The sequence below is a fragment of the Halomonas sp. SCS19 genome (assembly GCF_040147015.1).
Taxonomy (GTDB): domain Bacteria; phylum Pseudomonadota; class Gammaproteobacteria; order Pseudomonadales; family Halomonadaceae; genus Halomonas; species Halomonas litopenaei.
Window position 1 is genome coordinate 742410 of record NZ_JAMSHN010000001.1, and the last position, 20124, is coordinate 762533.

Here is a 20124-nt window from a genome sequence, read left to right on the forward strand (position 1 = left end):
GCCGTATTACCGAGCGTAGGCACTTTTCAGACAAGCCCTAAGCGGGCCTTGCCTCGTCGTCAGCGGCTGCGGACTCAGGCTCACCATCGCCGGGCAAGGCTAGTGCCATCAGGGCGCTGGCCAGCACCAGCGCCGCCGACACCCACAGGCAGGCCGACAGCCCCTGGCTTTGATACAGCCAGCCCGACAGCAAGGTGCCGAGCAGGCGCCCCATGGCGTTGGCCATGTAATAGAAGCCCACGTCCATGGAGGCACCCTCGGCGCGTGCGTAGTGCACGATCAGGTAGCTGTGCCAGCTAGAATTGATGGCGAACAGCACCCCGAACAGCAACAGACCCACCACCAGCCAGCCCACCTGAGCCAGCGGCAGCACCGCCAGCAGGGCTGGCAGCCCCGCCAGGGCCAGCGCCCAGAATACCGTCGTGCGTCGCTGGCTTCCTGCCATCAGCGAGGTCAGCCGGGGCGCCTGGGTCTGGACACCCCCGTAGCCGATCACCCAGATCGCCAGCAGCCCGCCCACCGTCCAGTGGCTCCAGCCATGCTGGTCATAGAGAAACACCGGCAAGGCCACCACGAACCAGACATCCCGGGAGGCAAACAGACACAGGCGCGCGGCCGACAGGACATTGATCGCGCGGGACTTGGAAAATATCTCGGAGAACTTGGGCTTGCGCTTCGCGCGCCCCAGATCGGCCTTGAGGCGAACCAGCGAGAGGACCAGCACCGCCAGCAGCATCACCGCCATGACGATGACCGCGCCACGAAAGCCGATCAGCGTCAGCAGCAGGCCACCGAGGAAGAAACCGGCTCCCTTCAGCGCGTTCTTGGAGCCGGTCAGGATCGCCACCCAGCGATACAGGGTGGAGCTTGCCGAGGCACTCTCGGCGGGCACCAGTACCTTGACCGCGCTCTTGGCGCTCATCTTGTTGAGGTCCTTGGCGATGCCAGACAATGCCTGGGCCGCCATGACCCAGGCCACGCTCAGCGCCGAGGACGGCACCATCAGCATGGCCAGCGCCACGATCTGCAGAGCGAGTCCCAGATTCATGGTGCGATTGAGGCCCAGCCGTGCCCCGAGCCAGCCCCCCACCAGGTTGGTGATCACCCCGAAGGCTTCGTAGAACAAGAACAGCATCGCCACCTCGAGGGGCGAATAGCCCAACTGGTGGAAGTGCAGCACCACCAGCATGCGCAGGGCGCCGTCGGTAACGGTAAAGGCCCAGTAGTTGCCGGTGATCAGCAGGTACTGGCGGATTTCGAAGGGCAGCGCCTTCACCCGCGCCATCAACGATTCAGCCACGACCCACCTTCAGCGCCAGCTCTGCGGTGCGGTTGGCGTAGCCCCACTCGTTGTCGTACCAGGCGTAGAGCTTGAGCTGGGTGGCGTTGACCACCATGGTCGACAGCGCATCGATGATCGAGCTGCGCGGGTCGGTGCGGTAATCGATGGACACCAGCGGGCGCTCCTCGTAGCCGAGAATGCCGGCAAGCTCCCCTTCGGCGGCCTCGCGCAGGGCGGCGTTGACCTCATCCACCGTGACCTCGCGTTCAAGTTCGAAGACCATGTCGGTGAGCGAGGCATTGGCCAGCGGCACGCGGATGGCGTGGCCATTGAGCTTGCCCTCGAGCTCGGGAAAGATCGCGGTGATCGCCTTGGCCGACCCGGTCGTGGTCGGGATCAGGCTCATGCCACAGGCCCGCGCCCGACGCAGGTCCTTGTGGGGCGCGTCGAGGATGGTCTGGGTGTTGGTGATGTCATGCACCGTGGTCATGGAGCCATGACGGATACCGAAACGCTGTTGAATCACCTTGACCACCGGGGCCAGACAGTTGGTGGTGCAACTGGCGGCGGTGACGATGCGGTGACGCTCGGGCTCGTAGAGATCATCGTTGACCCCCATGACCACGTTGAGCACGCCCTCCTCCTTGACCGGCGCGCTGACCACGACGCGCCGCACGCCCTGGTCGAGATAGGCCTGAAGCCTGTCCAGGGTCTTGTGCTTGCCGGAGCATTCGATCACCACGTCGCAGCCGGACCAGTCCGCGTCGGCCGGCACGCTTGCTCCGCTGAAGGCCACCGCGCGACCGTCGAGGTTCAGCTGCTCGCCCTCGCCATTGATCCCGCCCTCGGGCGAAAAGTGGCCATGCACCGAATCGAACTCCAGCAGGTGGGCGAAGGTGGCGGCGTCACCACCGGGATCGTTGACGCGAACCAGGTCGACCTCTCCGGCGGCGATACACGGCCACAGACTGCGAACCACCAGGCGGCCGATCCGCCCGAAACCATTGATACCGATACGTAGTGTCATGAAAGTCTCGCTTTAGAAAGTGAGTATCGCGCCCCGGCACCCGCCAGGCTCTGCCGACAGAGGGTTGCGCCATCAATCGTCGGCCAGGTGGCGGGCGCGATCACGATCCTTGATCTGCAGCCACAGCATCAGGCGCACGCGGATTTCCTGAAGCGCCTGGGCGTAGGCGTTGTCGCGCTCGATGCCACGGGGATCGCGGATATCCCAATAGAGATGCTCGTCGCGACTGCCCTCCCAGTCGCGACAGGTTTCCTGGGCCTTGTCGCACAGCACGATGACGGCATCGAAGTGCTGTCCCTCGAAGCTGTCGAGGGACTGACTGGCGAGCCCCTCGGTGCTGATGGACTGCTCCTTGAGCGCGGCCAGCGTCTTCTGATGCGGCTCGTCCGGCTCGGTACCGGCGCTGAAGGCATCGAAGCGATCTCCGGCCAGGTGGCGCAGCAGCGCCTCGCCCATCAGCGAGCGAGCGGAATTGGCGTGACACAGAAACAGCACGCGTTGCTTGCGGGACTCTTGTGACATTGTCATCGGGGGCGCCTCAGGATATATGGAATTTCATATATACGAGACAAGGATGTCAATTCCGTGACCGTTTCGCGTCCACCACAAGGAATCGACGACAGGCGCCAGTATCAGTGGGCGGCGGCCGAGGCCTGGCGCCTCAGGCGCACGATGGTGATGATATTGGTGGCGAAGATCAGCGTCTCGGCCAGGGTGCCGCCCAGCGACCCTGCCAGCAGATTGCTGATGATCCAGCAGAAGGCGGCGCCGGCCAGTACCAGACGCATCGCCACCCCTCTGAGCATGAACATGGCAAAGGTGCCAAGCAGCCCTGCCGCCAGGGCAGGAATATCACGCGCATCACTCCAGGTCAGCGCCGCTACCAGCAAGGTGGCGAGCAACATGCCAAGCATGATCGCCAGATTGCCGGGAAAGCGTCGCGCCAGAGCGATGCGCAGGATGATCAGGGCCGAGATCGACGCGGCTACCCAGCTCCCCAGCAGGGCAAACTGGGTCGCGAAGGCCAGGTTGGCTCCCAGCAGCAATACCAACAGCTTGTCGTCATGCCGGCTGGCGAAGCCGATCACGCAGAGCGTGAGCGCCACCAGGCTGACGGCCTGCCCGGCGAGCCATCGCAGCCCCATTTCCTCCATGCCAAGTCCCCAAGCGATCGAAAAAGGATCGGTCATCCTAGCACGGCTGTTGCGCTGTGCCGGGCAGGCAAGCGACCGAGCCTGTCCGCATGCGTGGTGACGACGCGCGAAGGCTGGCAAGGCCGCTGCCCTCGCACTAGGCTAAACCGAACTTTGCTACGCGTAACCGCCCATGCCCCTCTCGGACTTTCCCTGCGACCAATACCTTGAGCGTATCGGCCTTGTGCAACCCGTCGAGGTGTCTGCCGAGTGCTTGCGCGCGCTGCATCGCGCCCAGCTCACCTCGCTGCCCTTCGAGAACTTCGATATCTGCCTGGGCCGCGGCGTGGATGTCAGTGCCCAGGGCATTCTGGCCAAGCTCATCGGTCAACGCCGGGGCGGCTACTGCTTCGAGCTCAACGGCCTGTTGCTGATGGCGCTTGAGGCCTTCGGATTCGAGGCCAGGGCCCTGTTGGGACGTGTGCATCTGTCGGGAACCCCCACCGGGCGCAGTCATCAGGTATCGCTGGTAACGCTGGACAAACGCCAATGGCTGGTCGACGCCGGCTTCGGCACCAATACGCCCCGTGCACCGATCCCGCTGACCCCGGACACCCCGCTCCACATCGGAGACCAGACACTACGACTGGTGGAGAACGCTCGCTACGGGATCATGCTGCAATCATTGATGGGAGCCCAGTGGGTCGACCTCTATAGCGTCGATTTCACCACGGTGTGCGAAGGTGATATTCAGATGGCCAATCACTTCACCTCCACCTGGCCAGGCCTGCACTTCACCACCTCGCGCATGGCCGCGCTGGCCACCCCCGAGGGCCAGATCAGCCTTTCCGACTTCACCCTGAAGATCCGACGCGGGGACACGACAAGCGAACAGCTCCTGCCCCCGGGAGCGGCCTATCTGGCGGCGCTTGAAGAGCACTTCGGGATCGTGCTGGAGGCGAGCTACGAGGATCTCGCCCCACTCTAGGGCTTGTCTGAAAAGTGCCTGCGCTCGGTAATACGGCGTTAAAAATCGGATCAAAATGCTCATTTACACCCCGTAAACTGCGCTTTCTCACCGATTTTTGCCTTGTCTAACCTTCGCTCGTCGACTTTTCGGACAGCGCCTAGTCGATCCCGCTGTCGATCTCTCGATCGATCCCGCAGTCGCTCCAGCTTCCACGCTATCCGAGGTCGACCGCGTCTTGTGTAGGGTTGGGCTGGACTGGACTGGGCTGCGCTGAGAAAAAGAGAAAATCCGACATGGCGCCGTGGTCAGTGCCCTTAACCCCTCGCGACAGTCGCCAACAGGCCCCATTCCGTGTTGAACTATGCCCCGAGCCTTTGTCTGCCAATGGATTTGGAAAGGAGCCTGCCGTTTATGTTCAATCGCCTTGCGTCCGGCCTGCGTGCCGCCGGTGTGCTGAGCCTGCTGGCGCTGTCGCCGCTGACCTTCGCCCAGAGCACCGGTAATGCCGGACCCGCCGTCAACACCGAAACCTTCCAGTCCTGGGAGGTCAACTGCCCGGTCAACTCGTCCGACGGCTCCTGCTCCATGACCCAGCTGGTCAATGGTGCCGATGGCGAGCCGGTCCTTCGGGTCGTGGTCGGCAACCCTGCTCAGCTGGACGGTTCTGCCATGACCTTCCTGGTTCCGCTGGGCGTACGTCTGGCCCCAGGCCTGCAGCTCAAGGTCGATACCAACGAGCCGGTGGGCATGCCCTACCAGGTGTGTGTGCCCCAGGGCTGCCGTGCCGACATCCCGCTGCAGCCGCAACTGCTCAACCAGTTGAAGGCCGGCAGCACCGCCACCGTCAGCATCGTCAACCCGCGCGGCCAGCGTCAGGACCTCAACGTGTCGCTGATGGGCTTCAGCGCCGCCAAGGATCGCGTCGACCAGAACTGATCGATCCTTCACGCCACCCGCCTTCGGGTGGCGTGTCCCTTGTCTTTTCTCCTCTCCTGTCTCTTCTCCCCACCTGTCGATTTTCTGCCAGTCGCATTGTTACCGATCTTGCGCTCGCGCATTTCTTTGGCCCCCTCTCCCGCTGGCGTTTTCGGTCGGCAGAGCCGAGGCCGTGCTACGGCACTCGCACACCTAAGTACGCTTAGCCAAGGGCGCCGACTTCGGCCCAAAGTGGAACAATAAGTTGCAGGTAAATTGCCTATGATCAGCTGCAGGGGCAAAGCCTCGACCGTGACACGCCAAGGCAACGGCAAACATGGCGACAACGACCAGTGCGGCGCCAGTGAAGAGCGCAGCGATATCGCAAGCGCATCGACACTAAAGAGCGCAGCGCCAACAAAGAGCACAGCGCCAACAAAGAGCGCATCGACAACAACAAGCACCAGGAGGTGAACGGTGATAACCCTGACGATCAACGACCAGCAGCATGAACTGGACGTGCCCGAGCAGATGCCGCTGCTGTGGGCGCTGCGCGATGTGGCAAATCTGACCGGCACCAAGTTTGGCTGCGGCATGGGGCTGTGTGGCGCCTGCACCGTTCACCTGGACGGCGCCGCCGTGCGCTCCTGCGTCACGCCGGTAGCGGCGGCAGCGGGCAAGCGAGTGACCACCATCGAGGCCATGGCCACCGACGCTGTCGGCAGCAAGGTGCAGGAGGCATGGCTGGATGTCGGCGTGGCCCAGTGCGGCTACTGCCAGGCCGGCCAGATCATGAGCGCGACCGCCTTCCTCAAGGACAACGCCAACCCCAGCGACGATGACATCGCCAGCGCCATGGGGGGCAACATCTGCCGCTGCGGCACCTACAACCGGATCCGTACCGCGATCCATCGTGCAGCCGGACAGGAGGAGCAGGCATGAACCGTACCGTCGATACGCTGCTGCTGGCCAACGTCAGCCGCAGACGCTTTCTCCAGGGACTGGCCGCCGGCAGCGCGCTGGTAGTGGCCGCCCGCTGGGACCTGGCCGCCGCCGCCGAGGACAAGCAGTACGGCGCCGCCGGTATGGCCTACGGCTGGGTCGACAATCCCAACGTGTTCATCCAGATCGACGAGGACGGCAGCGTCACCGTGACCAACCATCGCGCCGAGATGGGCCAGGGCATCCGTACCAGCCTGGTGATGGTGGCCGCCGATGAGCTGGGTGCCGACTGGAGCAAGGTCAAGGCTACCCAGGCACCGGGGGATTCCGACACCTACGGCAACCAGGACACCGACGGCTCGCGCAGCATGCGCCACTGGTTCGATCCCATGCGGCGGGCCGCCGCGTCGGCCCGTCGGATGCTGGAACAGGCCGCCGCCCAGCGCTGGGACGTACCTGTGGACGAATGCCAGGCCGGCGTCCACGTCATCGTCCACACGCCTAGCGGGCGCGAACTCGGCTTCGGCGAGCTGGCGGCGGCGGCCAGGGAGCTCGATATCCCCTCCCGGGACACCCTCTCGCTCAAGTCCGAAAGCGAATGGCGACTGATCGGCAAGTCCTTCGGCCCCAGCCACGACAGTGATAACGGCAACCTCGAGCGCGCCCCTGCGGTGGACGGTGAGGATATTGTCAGCGGCAAGGCCATCTACGGCGGCGACATGCGCCTGCCGGACATGGCCTACGCGGTGATCGCGCGCCCCGATGTGCTGGGTGCAAGCGTCGCCAGCGTCGATGACAGCGAGACGCTCAAGATTCCCGGGGTGATCAAGACCGTCAGGCTCGAGGGCACCTCCCAGCCGTCGTCGTTCCACCCGCTCGGCGGCGTGGGGGTGATCGCCGACAACACCTGGGCGGCCATCGAAGGACGCAAGGCGCTCAAGATCCAGTGGAATACCGAAGGGCTTGACGCCAACGCCGGCTACGACACCAAAAGCTACCGCGAGATGCTCGAGCAGCGCGCCGATTCCCCCGGCAAGGTGCTCAGAGCCAGCGGCGATATCGAGGCGGCGCTGGCCGACGCCGAGTCCCGCCACAGCGCCACCTACTACATGCCGCACCTGGCCCATGCCACCATGGAACCACCGGTGGCCATCGCCCGGGTGAGCGCAGACGGTGCCGAGACCTGGGCGCCGGTGCAGGACCCGCAGAGCGCCCGCGACCAGGTCGCCGAGCAGCTCGGCATCGACGGCGCCAGCGTCAAGGTCAACCAGACGCTGCTGGGCGGCGGCTTCGGGCGCAAGGCCAAGCCTGACTTCGTGGTGGAGGCGGCGCACTTGAGTCGCGCCCTCGACGGCCGCCCGGTACAGCTTCAGTGGACCCGCGAGGACGACCTTCACCACACCTACTTCCACGCGCTGTCGGTGGACCGCCTGGAAGCCGGTCTTGGCAGCGACGGCAAGGTCCAGGGCTGGCGTCATCGCACCCTGGCGCCGACCATCATGTCGATCTTCCAGGACGACCCCAGGTACAAGGCGACCTACGAACTCGGCATGGGCCTGACGCCCCTGCCCTTCGACATTCCCGCGCTATCGCTGGAAAACGGCGAGGCGCCGGCGCACAAGCGCATCGGCTGGTTCCGCTCGGTGGTCAACCTGCCCCACGCCTTTGCCATCCAGAGCTTCGTTGCCGAGCTCGCCGCAGCCGCCGGACGCGATCATCGCGACTACCTGCTGGAACTTCTGGGGCCGGCGCGCGAGATCGACCCGCTGGCCGTCGGCGCCACCTGGAACTACGGCGAGGACCCGGAGCGCTATACCATCGATGTCGGACGCCTGCGTGGCGTCGTCGAGCGGGCGACCGAGGAAGCCGACTGGGGCAAGTCGTTGCCCGAAGGCCGCGGCCAGGGCCTGGCGGTGCATCACAGCTTCTGCTCCTACACCGCCATCGTGCTGGACGTGGAGGTCAACGATCAGGGCAGTGTGATCGTCCACCAGGCGGACGTGGCCTTCGACTGCGGCCCCAGGGTCAACCCCGAGCGCATCCGTGCCCAGATGGAGGGCTCGGTGGTGATGGGCATCGGCATCGGCCTGCTGAACGAGATCAGCGCAAGCGGCGGTCGTATCGAACAGGACAACTTCCACCAGTACCTGCTGCCACGCCAGGCCAACGCCCCGCGTGAGGTGCGTGTCCATCTGGTCGACAATCCCGATGCGCCGATGGGCGGCGTGGGTGAGCCAGGGCTTCCCCCGGTGGCGCCGGCCCTGACCAACGCCATCTTCGCCGCCACCGGCAAGCGCATCCGGGAGCTGCCGGTGGGCAACCAGCTGAAGGGCTGACGTCCACCGAGGTGAGCCCCCTTGCGCGGTGACGTCCGCGCAAAAACGAGCGGCCAGGCTACCCTGAAAGGGTCGCCTGGCCGCTTTTTTACCGCCATTCCTTGACCGGACGGCTACCTCAACGTGAACGCACCTCGGTCCATAGCTGCTGCAGCATGGTCAGCGATTCCCCCTCGATCAGCGGCGTGGTCACCAGGTGACCGCTGGTCTCGGGATCGAGCCTGGAGGCCTCTCGCAGCGCCTCGTCGACCATCGGCAGGGCGGCCTCATTGGGGGTTCTGTAGTAGGCATAGTTCGCCGCCTTGGCGGCATTTTCCGGACGCATCATGAAGCTGATGAAGTCCTGGGCCAGTTGGGGATGGGGGGCTCTCGCCGGAACCACGAAGGTATCCATGCCGAGCTGGGCGCCTTCCTCGGGGGCGAAGAAGGCCAGATCACCATAGATCTCGGGGGAATCGGCCTTGCGGTAGTCCACGTCGCCGCTGTAGGTCACCGCCACTGCACTGACGCCTCGTGCCACCTGCTCCACCGCCGCGGTACTGTCGACGAAGCCGGTGAAGTTGCCCCGCTCCAGGGTCTGGCTGACCCGCTTGGCGGCGTTGATCCAGGCCTCCTGACCGACGCAGTCGAACCCAGCTCCCTGGTAGGCGCAGGCCATGCCGAGTGATACCTGGGGATCGCCACCCAGCAGCGCGAAGGGCTGGTCGGGATTGATCTCGGGGTCGAACAGCACGCTCCAGGAGTGCGGCAGCTCGGCGAAGGTGTTGGTGTCGTAGACGATACCGGTAACGCCCCACAGGTAGGGCACGCTGTAGCGCTCTTCGGGGTCATAGGGCGGCTGGCGGAAGGCTTCCATCAGATCCTCTCGCCCCTGCTGGATGCGCGGGTCGTCGAGTTCCCTCACCAGGCCGGCGTCGATCAGCCGGGTGACGTAGTAGTCGGTGGGCACCACCACGTCGTATTGAGCGTCACCACCGGCGGCCAGCTTGGAGAACATCTCGGCGTTTGAGGTGAAGTAGTTCTGCACCACCTCCACCCCGAACTCCTGCTCGAAGGCCTCGACCAGCGCCGGATCCATGTACTCGGTCCAGTTGAACAGAAACAGCTTGTCGTCATCCTGCGCCCAGACACCGGTACTGACCATGCCCAGTGCTGCCACCGCCATCCATCGTTGCATGACTTCGCCTCATTCCATGTCGTTGTTGTTTGATCTTGTCTGAAAAGCGCTTGGTTCGCAGGCAAATAATGCGCCAGCCAGACAGCGTTGTACAACGCGAAACTGACAGGCCCGCCCCTCCCCCTCACAAGGCACGACGCCGCTTGCGAGAGCGGCGTCGTGGATACTCCAGGCCTGTTACAGGATGACGGGGGCATCCAGCGCCGTTACCACCGCCTGGTCGCGGTCGTAGATATCGGGACGGAAGGCCAGGTGGCCGTCGGTCTCGGGTTGCACCGTCCAGTAGTTGAGCACCACCGGAATGCGCCGATCCAGACGCACGTTGCGGGTCTTGCCGTCGTTGATCAGGCGGCCGACGTTGGCGGAGGTGTCCGAGTCGTCGAACAACAGCTGGGCCAGCTCCGCCACCCCTTCCACGCGGATACAGCCTGAGCTCAGCGCACGCTGAGTACGGTTGAACAGCCCTCGCGACGGGGTGTCGTGCAGGTAGACCAGGTGGTCATTGGGAAAACGGATCACGACCCTCCCCAAGGGGTTGCGAGGCCCGGCCCCCTGGCGCAGCATCACCCCGCCGGGGCTCGACCAGTTGACCGAATAGGGATCAACGCGCTTGCCGGAGGGTGATAACGCCACCATGTCACGGCTGGCCAGATACCCCGGATCGCGCTTCACTCGAGGCAGAATGTCCTCACGATAGATCGTGGGTGGCACCGTCCAGGTGGGGTTGAGGGTCAGGTGGGTAATCTCCGAACGCAATGTCGGCGTGCGCCGGTAGGGTTGGCCGACGACGATACGTGAGCGCCAGACGTCGCCGTCGGGGCGGAAGTAGCTGAGCCGATAACCGGCGATATCGACCAGCACGAAAGAGTCCGGCAGGCCATGCAGCAGCCAGCGGGCACGCTCCAGGTTGGCGCGGATCTGATCGATGCGAAAGCCCACCGGAAGATTGAGGGCGGTCTGGGTATTGGGTCCGACCACCCCATCGTCGGCGAGCAGGTGGCGGCGCTGAAAACGGCGTACCGCCTCGGCCAGGGTGCTGTCGTACACCTCAGCTTCGGGGGCCTCGAGTTCCACGTGCGGGTAGTGGCCGGTGTCGGCGGACATCACTTCCAGTTCACCGATCATCGCCAGGCGCTGGCGCAACAGCGCGACGTCGGTGTCCTGATCGCCGGGACGCAGCGGCGTCTCGCGACTCGGCAGCAGTGGCCAGCCCCCCAGACGTTCGATGTTGCGATAGCGTGCCAGGGCGGCCCTTAGCTGACGATACGGCTCGAAAGGAGGCCGTGCCAGCGCCAGCGCAGCCTCGACATCGCCGTCGTCCAAGGCACGCGACAACGCCACCAGATCGAACGTCGGTGGCGCAATATCGACCTCCCAGTCACTGTCGATGCGGTGTGGATCCACCTTGCCACGTTGCAGGTGGGCCATGGCGGTCAGCAGCGTTTCGGTGGCCTCGAGCTCGAAGCCTCCGGGGGTCTCGAGATCGGCCCCCCTGGCCTGGCCAAGCAGCGCGTCGGGCGCATAGTCCGAGGGTGAGAGCCCATCGTCCTCGAGCGTCCTGAGTCCGTCGGCAAGGGCCTCCACGCGGCCCATGTCGGTCCACACCGGACGCTGGCCACGCAGACTGTAGAATCGCTGCGCCATCTCGGAGGCGCCGACCAACTCGTTGGCCAGGGGACCCGGCACGACCCCGTCGAGATCCTGAAGGTTCTGCTCGACGCTGGCATCGCTGGCAAGCCCCTGGCCGTTGGCGACCTCGCCACTGACGTCGCCTCCGTCGCTTGCCGTTGCCCCCCAGACCGGGGTAACCAGCAGACCATAACAAAGCGCTACAGCGACGCCCCTCCTTGGCATGAGTCGCAATAGAACATTTGGGCTAAACATGGCATCTACTCCCTGCAACATGACGTCAATACTGGCCATCCTGGGCGGTATTGTCATAATAGAGTCGTCGGTATCGGGTTCCGCCGAGCCGACCTGATTTTTCTAGCGTGCGCGAAGATCATGTTTCTCCGCTCTGTGTATTAGCGTATCGCGTTATTTGATCTTGCGTAACGCCTGTTCGCGTATCCGCGACATCACCGACAGGAAGCCTAGAGATGTCACGAAGCTCCTCTCATGACAATGCATCACCTCGTCTCTCGATTTTTCGTTACCTCTTATTATTGACCCTAAGTGCCTTTTTTGCGGCGCCTGTGCTCGCTCAGGACTTTCTCAGGACATCCGTCAGGGCGAATGCGCCGTCAGCCACATCGCTCGAACAGACCCTGGCCCGCCTCGCCCCCAAGGCCAACCCGGGGGTACTGCGCCTGGCCGCACGGGCGCTCAACTGCGCCGACCCCGGCGCCGAGCGCCTGGCGGTCATCGACTTTTCCCTGCCTTCAACCGAACGCCGCCTGTGGGTCTTCGACCTGCGCCAGCCCAGGCTGATGTTTCGCGAATGGGTGAGCCACGGCAAGAACTCCGGCGACGCCATGGCCACGCTGTTCTCCAACGTGCCCGAGAGCTACCAGTCGAGCATCGGACTGTTTCGCACCAAGAACAGCTATGTAGGCAGCAACGGCTATTCCCTGCGACTCGAGGGTCTTGAGCCGGGGGTCAACGACAACGCCTTCGATCGCGCCATCGTGATGCACGGTGCGGACTACGTCAGCCAGGAGTTCATCGACCGTACCGGACGCATCGGCCGCAGCCACGGCTGTCCGGCGGTACGTACCGAGGTGGCGGTACCCTTGATCAACAGCATTCGCGACAATCAGTACCTGTTCACCTACTACCCGGACCAGCGTTGGCTCAACAATTCGGCCTTTCTGCGCTGTCCGAACAGCAGTGAGCGCCTGGCCCTCAACGACTGAGTCCGTCGCTTGAGGTTCCAGCGTCGGCGTCACCCGCCAGCGGCGGGTGACCGCTCCTCCTTGTTCTCTTTTTGTTCGCATCTCTGTTCGCAGTTCTGTTCGCACATCTTCTTGAGTCGTTCTCCTTTCTCTTTCTCTCCCTTCTCTCTTCCTGTTCCTTCTCTCTTCCTGCTCCTTCTCTCTTCGCTGCGCTCCTCTACCTTCTCCCTTTGGCACCAAGTCGGCGCACTGGGGCGGTGTCGAGTGCACAATGATGCAGCGCAATGATGCGATCCTGCTGAAGTGCCATTCCGAATAAAAACCACAAGATGTTGATATAACGAGGTTTCAATAAAAACAGGCATCCCGCTTGCTTAGTAGTGGTTAGCGAGAGCCAGACGTAGACCAGGCCCCAGCGGTACGAGTGCGTCGGACCCGACCTTCAATGGCGAAGGCCACACAAGTTCGAGTGTTCGTCCACCCAGCGAGGGCTGTGTTCATGAATCTGCGCAACAAGGCCAACAGGATTCGCCTGTTTTCCTTCTCGACTCCCCAGATGCGAGCCTTTCACTTCTCCTGGTTCGCCTTCCACCTGTGCTTCTTCGGCTGGTTCGGCATCGCGCCATTGATGGCCGTGGTCAGAGATGACCTCGGACTAACCAAGACCCAGATCGGCAACACCATCATCGCCTCGGTGGCCATCACGGTAATCGTGCGCCTGGCCATCGGCGTCCTGTGTGACCGTATCGGGCCGCGCCTGGCCTACACCTGGCTGCTGTGCCTGGGCGCCATCCCGGTGATGAGCATCGGTTTCGCCGACAGCTTCGAGTCCTTTCTGATGGCCCGCCTGGCCATCGGCGCGATCGGCGCCTCCTTCGTCATCACCCAGTACCACACCTCGGTGATGTTCGCGCCCAATGTGGTGGGTACAGCCAACGCCACCTCCGCCGGCTGGGGCAACCTGGGCGGTGGCACTACCCAGATCCTGATGCCGTTGATCTTTTCTGGCCTTTTGATGCTGGGCGTCAGCGAGACCCTGGGCTGGCGCCTGGCCATGGTGGTCCCAGGTGTGGTGATGTTCATCGCCGGTCTGTGCTACTACCGCTTCACCCAGGACGCGCCCGACGGCAACTTCAAGGACCTGCGCGCACGCGGCGAGCTGCCGGAAGCCTCCGGCGAAGGCTCCATGTCCAGCACCTTCGGCGCCGCCGCCCGGGATATCCGCGTGTGGGCGCTGTTCGTGGTCTATGCCGCCTGTTTCGGCGTCGAACTCACCATCAACAACATCGCCGCCATCTACTTCTTCGACAACTTCGACCTGACCCTGGCCACCGCCGGCATGATCGCCGGACTGTTCGGCCTGATGAACCTGTTCGCTCGCACCATGGGCGGGGTCTTCTCTGACCTGTTCGCCCGCAACGCCGGGCTCAAGGGTCGCGTACGCTGGCTGTTCATCGCCATGCTGTGTGAGGGCGTGGCACTGATGTTCTTCTCCCAGATGCACGTACTGGCGCTGGCCATCGGCCTGATGCTGGTGTTCAGTCTGTTCGTGCAAATGGCCGAAGGCGCCACCTTCGGCGTGGTGCCCTTCATCAACCGTCGCGCCCTCGGCGCGGTGGCCGGTATCGTCGGCGCCGGCGGCAACGCCGGTGCGGTGGCGGCGGGATTCCTGTTCCGTTCCGAATCGATCAGCTACCAGCAGGGGCTGTTCTACCTGGGCGCGGCGGTGATCCTGGCCTCGCTGTGCGCGCTGCTGGTGCGCTTCAGCCCCGAGGTCGAAGCCGAAGAAGCCGCCGCCTACGAACAGGCTGCCTCAGGCGAGACAAGGGGCGCGCTGTCGCTGCGCTGAGTCCGCTGTTGCGACCCCTGGCAAGACGACCTGGGCCCGGCATCCTGCCGGGCCTTCTCGTATCGGGCCCAGCCTGACGAGCCCCTCCCGTGCAGGTCCGTCCGCCAATATCCGACAGGACTCATCCTTTTCTGCTACCCGATATCCGGGAAAAGATGCCCCTTGAAAGTCGCAGACGCCGCCCGAAGGATTGCAACAAAGGCAATGGACGAGCATGCTGAATCAATCATACAGAGATAGCCCGTCAAGCCCCGTCACCGAGAGACCAGGAGGAAGCGATGCGAGAACGAGTGTTGCTGATCACCGGAGCGTCAAGCGGCATCGGGGCCGCCACGGCCAGGGCGGCCGCTCGAGAGGGCTATCACCTCGTCCTGGCGGCCCGTTCGAAGGACGGACTCGAGGCCCTGGCTCAGGAGCTGGGACCGGAGAACGTGCTGACGGTCGGCGTCGACGTGACCGACATCGAGGCCCAGAAGACCATGGTGGACGAGACCCTCGAGCGCTTTGGTCGTCTCGACGCGGTGTTCGCCAACGCCGGACGTGGTGGCTCTCCCGGCGGCTTCAGCGAGGCCGACCCGGAAAGCTGGAAGTCGATGCTGATGACCAACGTGTACGGGTTGGGGCTGACCATCCAGGCCTGCCTGCCAGAGCTCAGGCGTAGCCACGGACACATCCTGCTGACCGGCTCGGCAGCGGGGCGCACCACCATCCCCGGCTCCATGTACGGTGCCACCAAGTGGGCGGTCTCCGGCATCGGCTACAACCTGCGCGAGGAACTGCGCGGCAGCGGGATCCGAGTCACGCTCATCGAGCCCGGCATGGTCAACACCCCCTTCTTCGATGAACCACCGGAACATGCTCTGGAAGATCGCGACGTCGCCAACGCCGTGATGTACGCCATCTCCCAGCCTCACCATGTCGACGTCAACGAGATTCTGGTGCGTCCCACGCCACCGCTGGAAGAGTGAGCGTCTTCACTCTTCGGACACCACCATCACCGACGCGATTTCACCACACCCTGATGGAGACCTCATGACCATTGCTACCGGCGAACGCCTGCCCGACGTGACCCTCTTTACCAACGGCGACAAGGGTCCAGAGTCACTGACCACCGACGCCTTCTTTTCGGGACGCAAGGTGGTGCTGTTCGCTGTCCCCGGCGCCTTCACTCCAGGCTGTTCCAACACCCATATGCCCGGCTTCGTGGTCAACGCCGACAAGCTGCTGGAAAAGGCTGACGCGGTCGCCTGTCTGGCGGTCAACGACGCCTTCGTCATGGGCGCCTGGCAGAAGGACCAGAACGCCGAAGCGATCACCATGCTGGCCGACGGTAACGCCGATTTCACCCGAGCCATCGGCATGGACAAGGATGCCAGTACCGCAGGCATGGGCGTGCGCAGCCTGCGCTACGCGATGATCGTCAACGACGGCGTGGTCGAGTATCTGGGCGTCGACACCGAACGCGGCGTGATCGAGGCGTCCAGTGCCGAGACGGTACTGGCCAGGCTCTAAGGCTTGTACGAAAAGTGCCTGCGCTCGGTAATACGGCGTTAAAAACCGGCTGGTGCGCCAGCCCGGTCAACATGCTCATTTACACCCGGTAAACTGCGCTTTCTCACCGATTTTTGCCTTGTCTAACCATCGCTCGCTGGCTCTTCGTATAAAGCCTGGCACTGCAAGCGGGGGCTGACGCCCCCGCCTTCAAGCCCCCGCCTTCACCCCCTTCTTCAAGGCGGTCATCCAGCACAGTTCTGCTAGCCTTGGGGAGTAGCCCCCACTGACGAGAGCACGGTCCATGAACGCGACAGCAGACCAAGCCATGCGCCTGAGCGGTACCTGCCTGTGCGGTGCGGTGACACTCAAGGTAGCACTTGAACAGCAGAGCGTCGGCGCCTGCCACTGCCAGATGTGTCGAACCTGGGGCGGCGGCCCGCTGTTGGCACTGGAGTCGGTCAGTCAGCTGACGCTCGAAGGCGAAGAGGCTGTCACCTTCTATTCATCGTCCGACTGGGCCGAGCGTGCCTTCTGTCGCCACTGCGGCACCCACCTGTTCTACCGATTGAAGAACGGCGAGCACACTTCGGTGCCCGTTGGCCTGATCGACAGCGGAGAAGCCTGGCGGTTCGACCTCCAGATCTTCATCGACGAGAAGCCCCACTGGTACCACTTCGGCAACGACACCCGCAATCTGACAGGCCAGGAACTGTTCGAGGCGTTTTCCAAGGACACCTGAGACTGGCTCCTGCCAGGCCCTTGGCCAGCGTTGGTGACTTTCGCCACTTGCGTCAGAGCCCGTCCTGTTCCCCCAGATAACACCAGGACGGCCAGCGCAATGCTGGCCGTCCTGTCTTTGTATCGAGCCGTGTCGAGCCGAGTCTTGTCCTGGCATCTCGGCACTTGCCGCTCGGGACGCTAAAGCATCCACTCCACCGGCAGCACCGAGATCAAGGTTACCGCCGCCCGGCGGAAGATGCCCACGTTGGGCTCGCCGTCGTACTGCACTACCCCTTGCGGCGTGCGCTCCAGCCAGATCATGCTGCCGTCTTCGTCCAGCTTGACCTCGTAGGCGTTGTCGAGCACGTCGGTATTGAACACCCGCTGCATTTCCTGAGCGAGCTCCGGACTCTCGATGATAAAGCCGAGTTCGGTATTCAGTCGCGCCGAGCGTGGGTCGAAATTGAACGAGCCGACGAACAGCCGATCGCCGTCCACGGCGAAGGTCTTGGCGTGCAGGCTGGCACCCGAGCTGCCGAAGGGGCCGGCAGATTCGCTGCGCCCCGGCGCATCTGGCGCCCGCTTGAGCTCGAACAACCGGACGCCAGCCTCCAACAGCTCGCGTCGCCGCTTGGCGTAGCCGGCGTGCACCGCGGCCACATCGGTCGCCTCCAGTGCGTTGGTCAGAATGGTCACCTCCACGCCGCGCGCCTCTAGATCGGCGAACATGCGAGTGCCCTTCTCTACCGGCACAAAATACGGCGACACCAGATGCACGCTGTCCCGGGGCGGCCCCAGCAGGCCACGTATGCGTCCGGTCAGCAGGTCTTCATCGGCGGCCAGCCCCAGGCCCTTGGCCGGATCGTCGCTGACCATTCTGGTGTTGGCCCAGACCAGCTCAAGGCTACCGTCCTCGATCGACTCGATGAACTGGCTTTCGTCCAGCGCCTGCCGGTACTCCAGCGAATCAGGGGTACGGACGATTTCCGCCGAGGCCTGCTCGAAGCGTGCCAGCCCCTGGCGCCCCGCCGAGTCGAGCACCCGACTGGCCGGGTAGGAGGACTGGCTGGCCCAGTACAGATCGAAGTCTTCAGAGACCTGCTCGACCACCGGCCCCACGGCGACGACATCGAGATCGGCGAACATCACGTTGTCGCCGGCGCCGAAATACTCGTCGCCGATATTGCGCCCGCCGATGATGGTGGCCTGGTTGTCCACCGTCAGTGACTTGTTGTGCATGCGCCGATTGGCCCGGGAAAAGTCGGTCAGGTAGCCGATAAACCGCGGTGAGCGCACCACGAAGGGATTGAACAGGCGTATCTCGATATTGGGGTGAGCATCCAGCGCTGCCAGCTTGTCATCGAGCCCTGCAGTGTTGGTGTCATCGAGCAGCATGCGGACGCGCACGCCACGATTGGCGGCGTCCAGCATGGCCTGATACAGCATCGAGCCGGTGATGTCGTCGTGCCAGATGTAATACTGGACATCGAGGGTCCGCTCTGCCGCTTCCGCCAGCAACAGTCGTGCGGCAAAGGCGTCGTGGGGATTGCGCAGGGTATGGATACCACTCTTGCCGGGATGGGCATCCACATAGGGTGCCAGCATCTCGCCGAGCGCCGTGTCGCGGGCCTGCTCCAGCGTCAGATGCTGTGTCTGGCTACGCCCTTCCAGGGAGGGCAGGCCGCTGCATCCAGTTAACAACACGGCCACCGATAGCCACAGGGCAAGCATCAGCGGTTTTCCGATAACGGGCATTCGAGAGTTCCATTCGTCGCTGGGTTGGCCGTTACAGCATAGCGAAGTTGAAGAAGAACCACCGCAAGGCTTTTTCTCATCGCCGGCCCCCTCGACCGCCCCCTCGATCAACCTCTCGATCAACCTCTCGATCAACCTCTCGATTGCCCTCTCGATGCCCCCCCAACGCCGCCACCGTTGCCACCCGAACGACGTATTGTCCACAACGGGCACCCGCAGCCTTCGTTCGTCGCTGCACTGATTTACGTCAAATCTAATTTTACTTTTTCTAATAGCCTTTCCCCGATCCCCTCACGCAGGCCTTCTCCACCGCCGTGAAAAGCCGACTGCCCCGAACAAGAGGAAACCACGATGCCCGTCCGTCACTTCTCCATCGCCCGGCTGAGCCTTGTCGCTCTGTTGCTTGCCGGCACCTCGGCCCAGGCCGCCGACGGTACCATCAGTTTCACCGGCGAAATCGTCGCGGCCAACTGCACCATACCGACGGCGGCCACTACCGTGACGCTACCCAAGGTGTCCACCAGCGCCTTCGGTGCCTCCGGCACCCGAGCTGGCCAGAAGGCCTTCCAGCTCGTGCTGAAATGCGCCGCCGGCACCACTGGCCGCAACAAGGTCTCGGTGCGCTTTACCGGAGATGACACCCAGGTGGATCCGGTCACCGGGCTGTTCCTGCTCACCAGCGACAGCACCGCCAAGGACGTGGGGATCGCCGTCTACGATGCCAACGACGATTGGGTCAAGGCGGCCGACAACGACAGCACCCCGCCGGTGGACATCGTGGCAGGCGATGACACGACGGTCATTTCCCTGAGCGCCTGGTACCAGTCCACCGCCGCCACGGTAACCGCCGGCACCGTCAAGGCCAGCGGCAATATCGAGATTGTCTACCAATGACCGCGATAGAAGGCCCCGGCGCCTCGCCCTTTGCCATGCGGGCGTGGCAGCGACTGGTGATACACGCCCTCGGCCTGGGTCTGAGTCTGTGTCTTGCGCTCATGATCGCGGCGTTGCCAGGCCACAAGGCCGAGGCCAGCATCACCATCAATGGCACCCGCGTCATCTATCAGGAGGCCCAGCGGGAGCAGACGCTCCGGCTGGAAAACCAGGATAGTGTCCCGGTGCTGGTCCAGGCCTGGGCCGACCGCCACGCCGGAGGGCGCCCGGCGCGGGACGCCGAGTCGCCATTTCTGGTGACGCCATCGGTATTCCGTCTCGACCCCGGTGAGAGTCAGACCCTGCGTATCCTGCGCATTCGCGACGTGGAAAGGTCCGACCAGGAGTCGCTCTACTGGCTCAACATCAAGGAGGTGCCACCGCTACCCCAGGGGACCACCAACCGACTGCAGCTAGGCATCCTGACACGCCTGAAACTGTTCTATCGTCCGACGGGCCTCGCCGGTGAACCCGGCGACGCCATCGCCAATCTTCAGTGGCATCTGGCGCCTGGCCCCGACCTGCGCCTGGTGTGCGACAACCCCTCGAACTACCACGTGTCGTTGATCGGCGGTGCCTGGCGGCAGTTCAGCGACCACGATGATCTTTCCCTCGACATGCTGGCTCCGCACAGCGAGGCAAGCTGGTCACTGCAGACGAGGCCTGCGCCAGGGTCATCACTGTGGTACCGGGCGATCAACGACTACGGCGCCGTCGTGGTGCGCGAGGCCATCCCGGACACCGAATGAACCGACGA

The 20124-nt window shown here is 63.9% G+C and carries 18 protein-coding genes; 11 read left to right on the plus strand and 7 right to left on the minus strand.

From position 1 onward, the window contains the following. Nucleotides 1–37 precede the first annotated feature (37 nt). From arsJ to NFH97_RS03020, 4 genes are all read right to left on the minus strand, one after another. Nucleotides 38–1285, minus strand: a complete 1248-nt coding sequence (gene arsJ / locus NFH97_RS03005) for an organoarsenical effux MFS transporter ArsJ (protein ID WP_108131518.1) — start codon at nt 1283–1285, stop codon at nt 38–40. Nucleotides 1286–1292: 7 nt separating this feature from the next. Then, nucleotides 1293–2309, minus strand: coding sequence for an ArsJ-associated glyceraldehyde-3-phosphate dehydrogenase (locus tag NFH97_RS03010; protein WP_349624413.1), 1017 nt, complete (start codon nt 2307–2309; stop codon nt 1293–1295). A 72-nt stretch (nt 2310–2381) separates the two neighbouring features. Next, entirely contained in the window at nt 2382–2837 is a 456-nt protein-coding gene (locus NFH97_RS03015; RefSeq protein WP_308812402.1) for an arsenate reductase ArsC, read from the minus strand. A 104-nt stretch (nt 2838–2941) separates the two neighbouring features. Beyond that, the gene (locus NFH97_RS03020; RefSeq protein ID WP_349624414.1) at nt 2942–3463 is read right to left on the minus strand and encodes a YgjV family protein; all 522 of its coding nucleotides are present in this window, start codon (nt 3461–3463) and stop codon (nt 2942–2944) included. 172 nt (nt 3464–3635) lie between these two features. On the opposite strand from NFH97_RS03020, the gene NFH97_RS03025 reads away from it, so the two are divergent. The 4 genes from NFH97_RS03025 to NFH97_RS03040 all read left to right on the plus strand — a co-directional run bounded on the left by NFH97_RS03025 (nt 3636) and on the right by NFH97_RS03040 (nt 8605). After that, a complete protein-coding gene (locus NFH97_RS03025) occupies nt 3636–4430 on the plus strand; it encodes an arylamine N-acetyltransferase family protein (RefSeq protein ID WP_349624415.1) in 795 nt (264 codons plus the stop codon). Between the two features lie 393 nt (nt 4431–4823). Beyond that, nucleotides 4824–5348 (plus strand): invasion associated locus B family protein, encoded by a 525-nt coding sequence (locus NFH97_RS03030; RefSeq protein WP_348815565.1) that lies wholly within the window; start codon nt 4824–4826, stop codon nt 5346–5348. A 456-nt stretch (nt 5349–5804) separates the two neighbouring features. Further along, nucleotides 5805–6269 carry a (2Fe-2S)-binding protein gene (locus NFH97_RS03035; protein WP_349624416.1) on the plus strand — a complete coding sequence of 155 codons (465 nt, stop codon included), beginning with the start codon at nt 5805–5807 and terminating at the stop codon, nt 6267–6269. Beyond that, nucleotides 6266–8605, plus strand: coding sequence for a xanthine dehydrogenase family protein molybdopterin-binding subunit (locus tag NFH97_RS03040; protein WP_349624417.1), 2340 nt, complete (start codon nt 6266–6268; stop codon nt 8603–8605). Before NFH97_RS03035 ends, NFH97_RS03040 begins: the two co-directional genes overlap by 4 nt. Nucleotides 8606–8723: 118 nt before the next feature. On the opposite strand, the gene NFH97_RS03045 is transcribed toward NFH97_RS03040, so the two are convergent. Together NFH97_RS03045 and NFH97_RS03050 are read right to left on the minus strand one after the other, a co-directional pair. Further along, nucleotides 8724–9782: a polyamine ABC transporter substrate-binding protein gene (locus tag NFH97_RS03045; protein WP_349624418.1), complete on the minus strand. Its 1059-nt coding sequence runs from the start codon at nt 9780–9782 to the stop codon at nt 8724–8726. Between the two features lie 177 nt (nt 9783–9959). Beyond that, complete coding sequence (locus tag NFH97_RS03050) at nt 9960–11666, minus strand: L,D-transpeptidase family protein (RefSeq protein ID WP_045992597.1); 1707 nt, start codon at nt 11664–11666, stop codon at nt 9960–9962. A 311-nt stretch (nt 11667–11977) separates the two neighbouring features. On the opposite strand from NFH97_RS03050, the gene NFH97_RS03055 reads away from it, so the two are divergent. From NFH97_RS03055 to NFH97_RS03075, 5 genes are all read left to right on the plus strand, one after another. Next, complete coding sequence (locus tag NFH97_RS03055; protein ID WP_342586432.1) at nt 11978–12637, plus strand: murein L,D-transpeptidase catalytic domain family protein; 660 nt, start codon at nt 11978–11980, stop codon at nt 12635–12637. Nucleotides 12638–13115: 478 nt separating this feature from the next. After that, a complete protein-coding gene (locus tag NFH97_RS03060) occupies nt 13116–14465 on the plus strand; it encodes an MFS transporter (protein WP_045992599.1) in 1350 nt (449 codons plus the stop codon). 278 nt (nt 14466–14743) lie between these two features. Continuing rightward, nucleotides 14744–15433, plus strand: a complete 690-nt coding sequence (locus tag NFH97_RS03065) for an SDR family oxidoreductase (RefSeq protein WP_045992600.1) — start codon at nt 14744–14746, stop codon at nt 15431–15433. Between the two features lie 64 nt (nt 15434–15497). Next, on the plus strand, nt 15498–15977 hold the full coding sequence (locus NFH97_RS03070) for a peroxiredoxin (protein WP_108131510.1): 480 nt from the start codon (nt 15498–15500) through the stop codon (nt 15975–15977). A 283-nt stretch (nt 15978–16260) separates the two neighbouring features. Then, entirely contained in the window at nt 16261–16698 is a 438-nt protein-coding gene (locus NFH97_RS03075; RefSeq protein ID WP_045994383.1) for a GFA family protein, read from the plus strand. A gap of 179 nt (nt 16699–16877) precedes the next feature. Here NFH97_RS03075 and NFH97_RS03080 read toward each other — a convergent pair whose 3' ends face one another. Then, complete coding sequence (locus NFH97_RS03080; protein WP_249743055.1) at nt 16878–18434, minus strand: phospholipase D family protein; 1557 nt, start codon at nt 18432–18434, stop codon at nt 16878–16880. A gap of 351 nt (nt 18435–18785) precedes the next feature. Between NFH97_RS03080 and NFH97_RS03085 the strand changes: the two genes are divergently transcribed. Then, nucleotides 18786–19328 (plus strand): fimbrial protein, encoded by a 543-nt coding sequence (locus tag NFH97_RS03085; RefSeq protein WP_045994382.1) that lies wholly within the window; start codon nt 18786–18788, stop codon nt 19326–19328. Further along, entirely contained in the window at nt 19325–20116 is a 792-nt protein-coding gene (locus NFH97_RS03090; protein WP_052704486.1) for a fimbrial biogenesis chaperone, read from the plus strand. The genes NFH97_RS03085 and NFH97_RS03090 overlap by 4 nt, the downstream gene beginning before the upstream one ends. Nucleotides 20117–20124 lie beyond the last annotated feature (8 nt).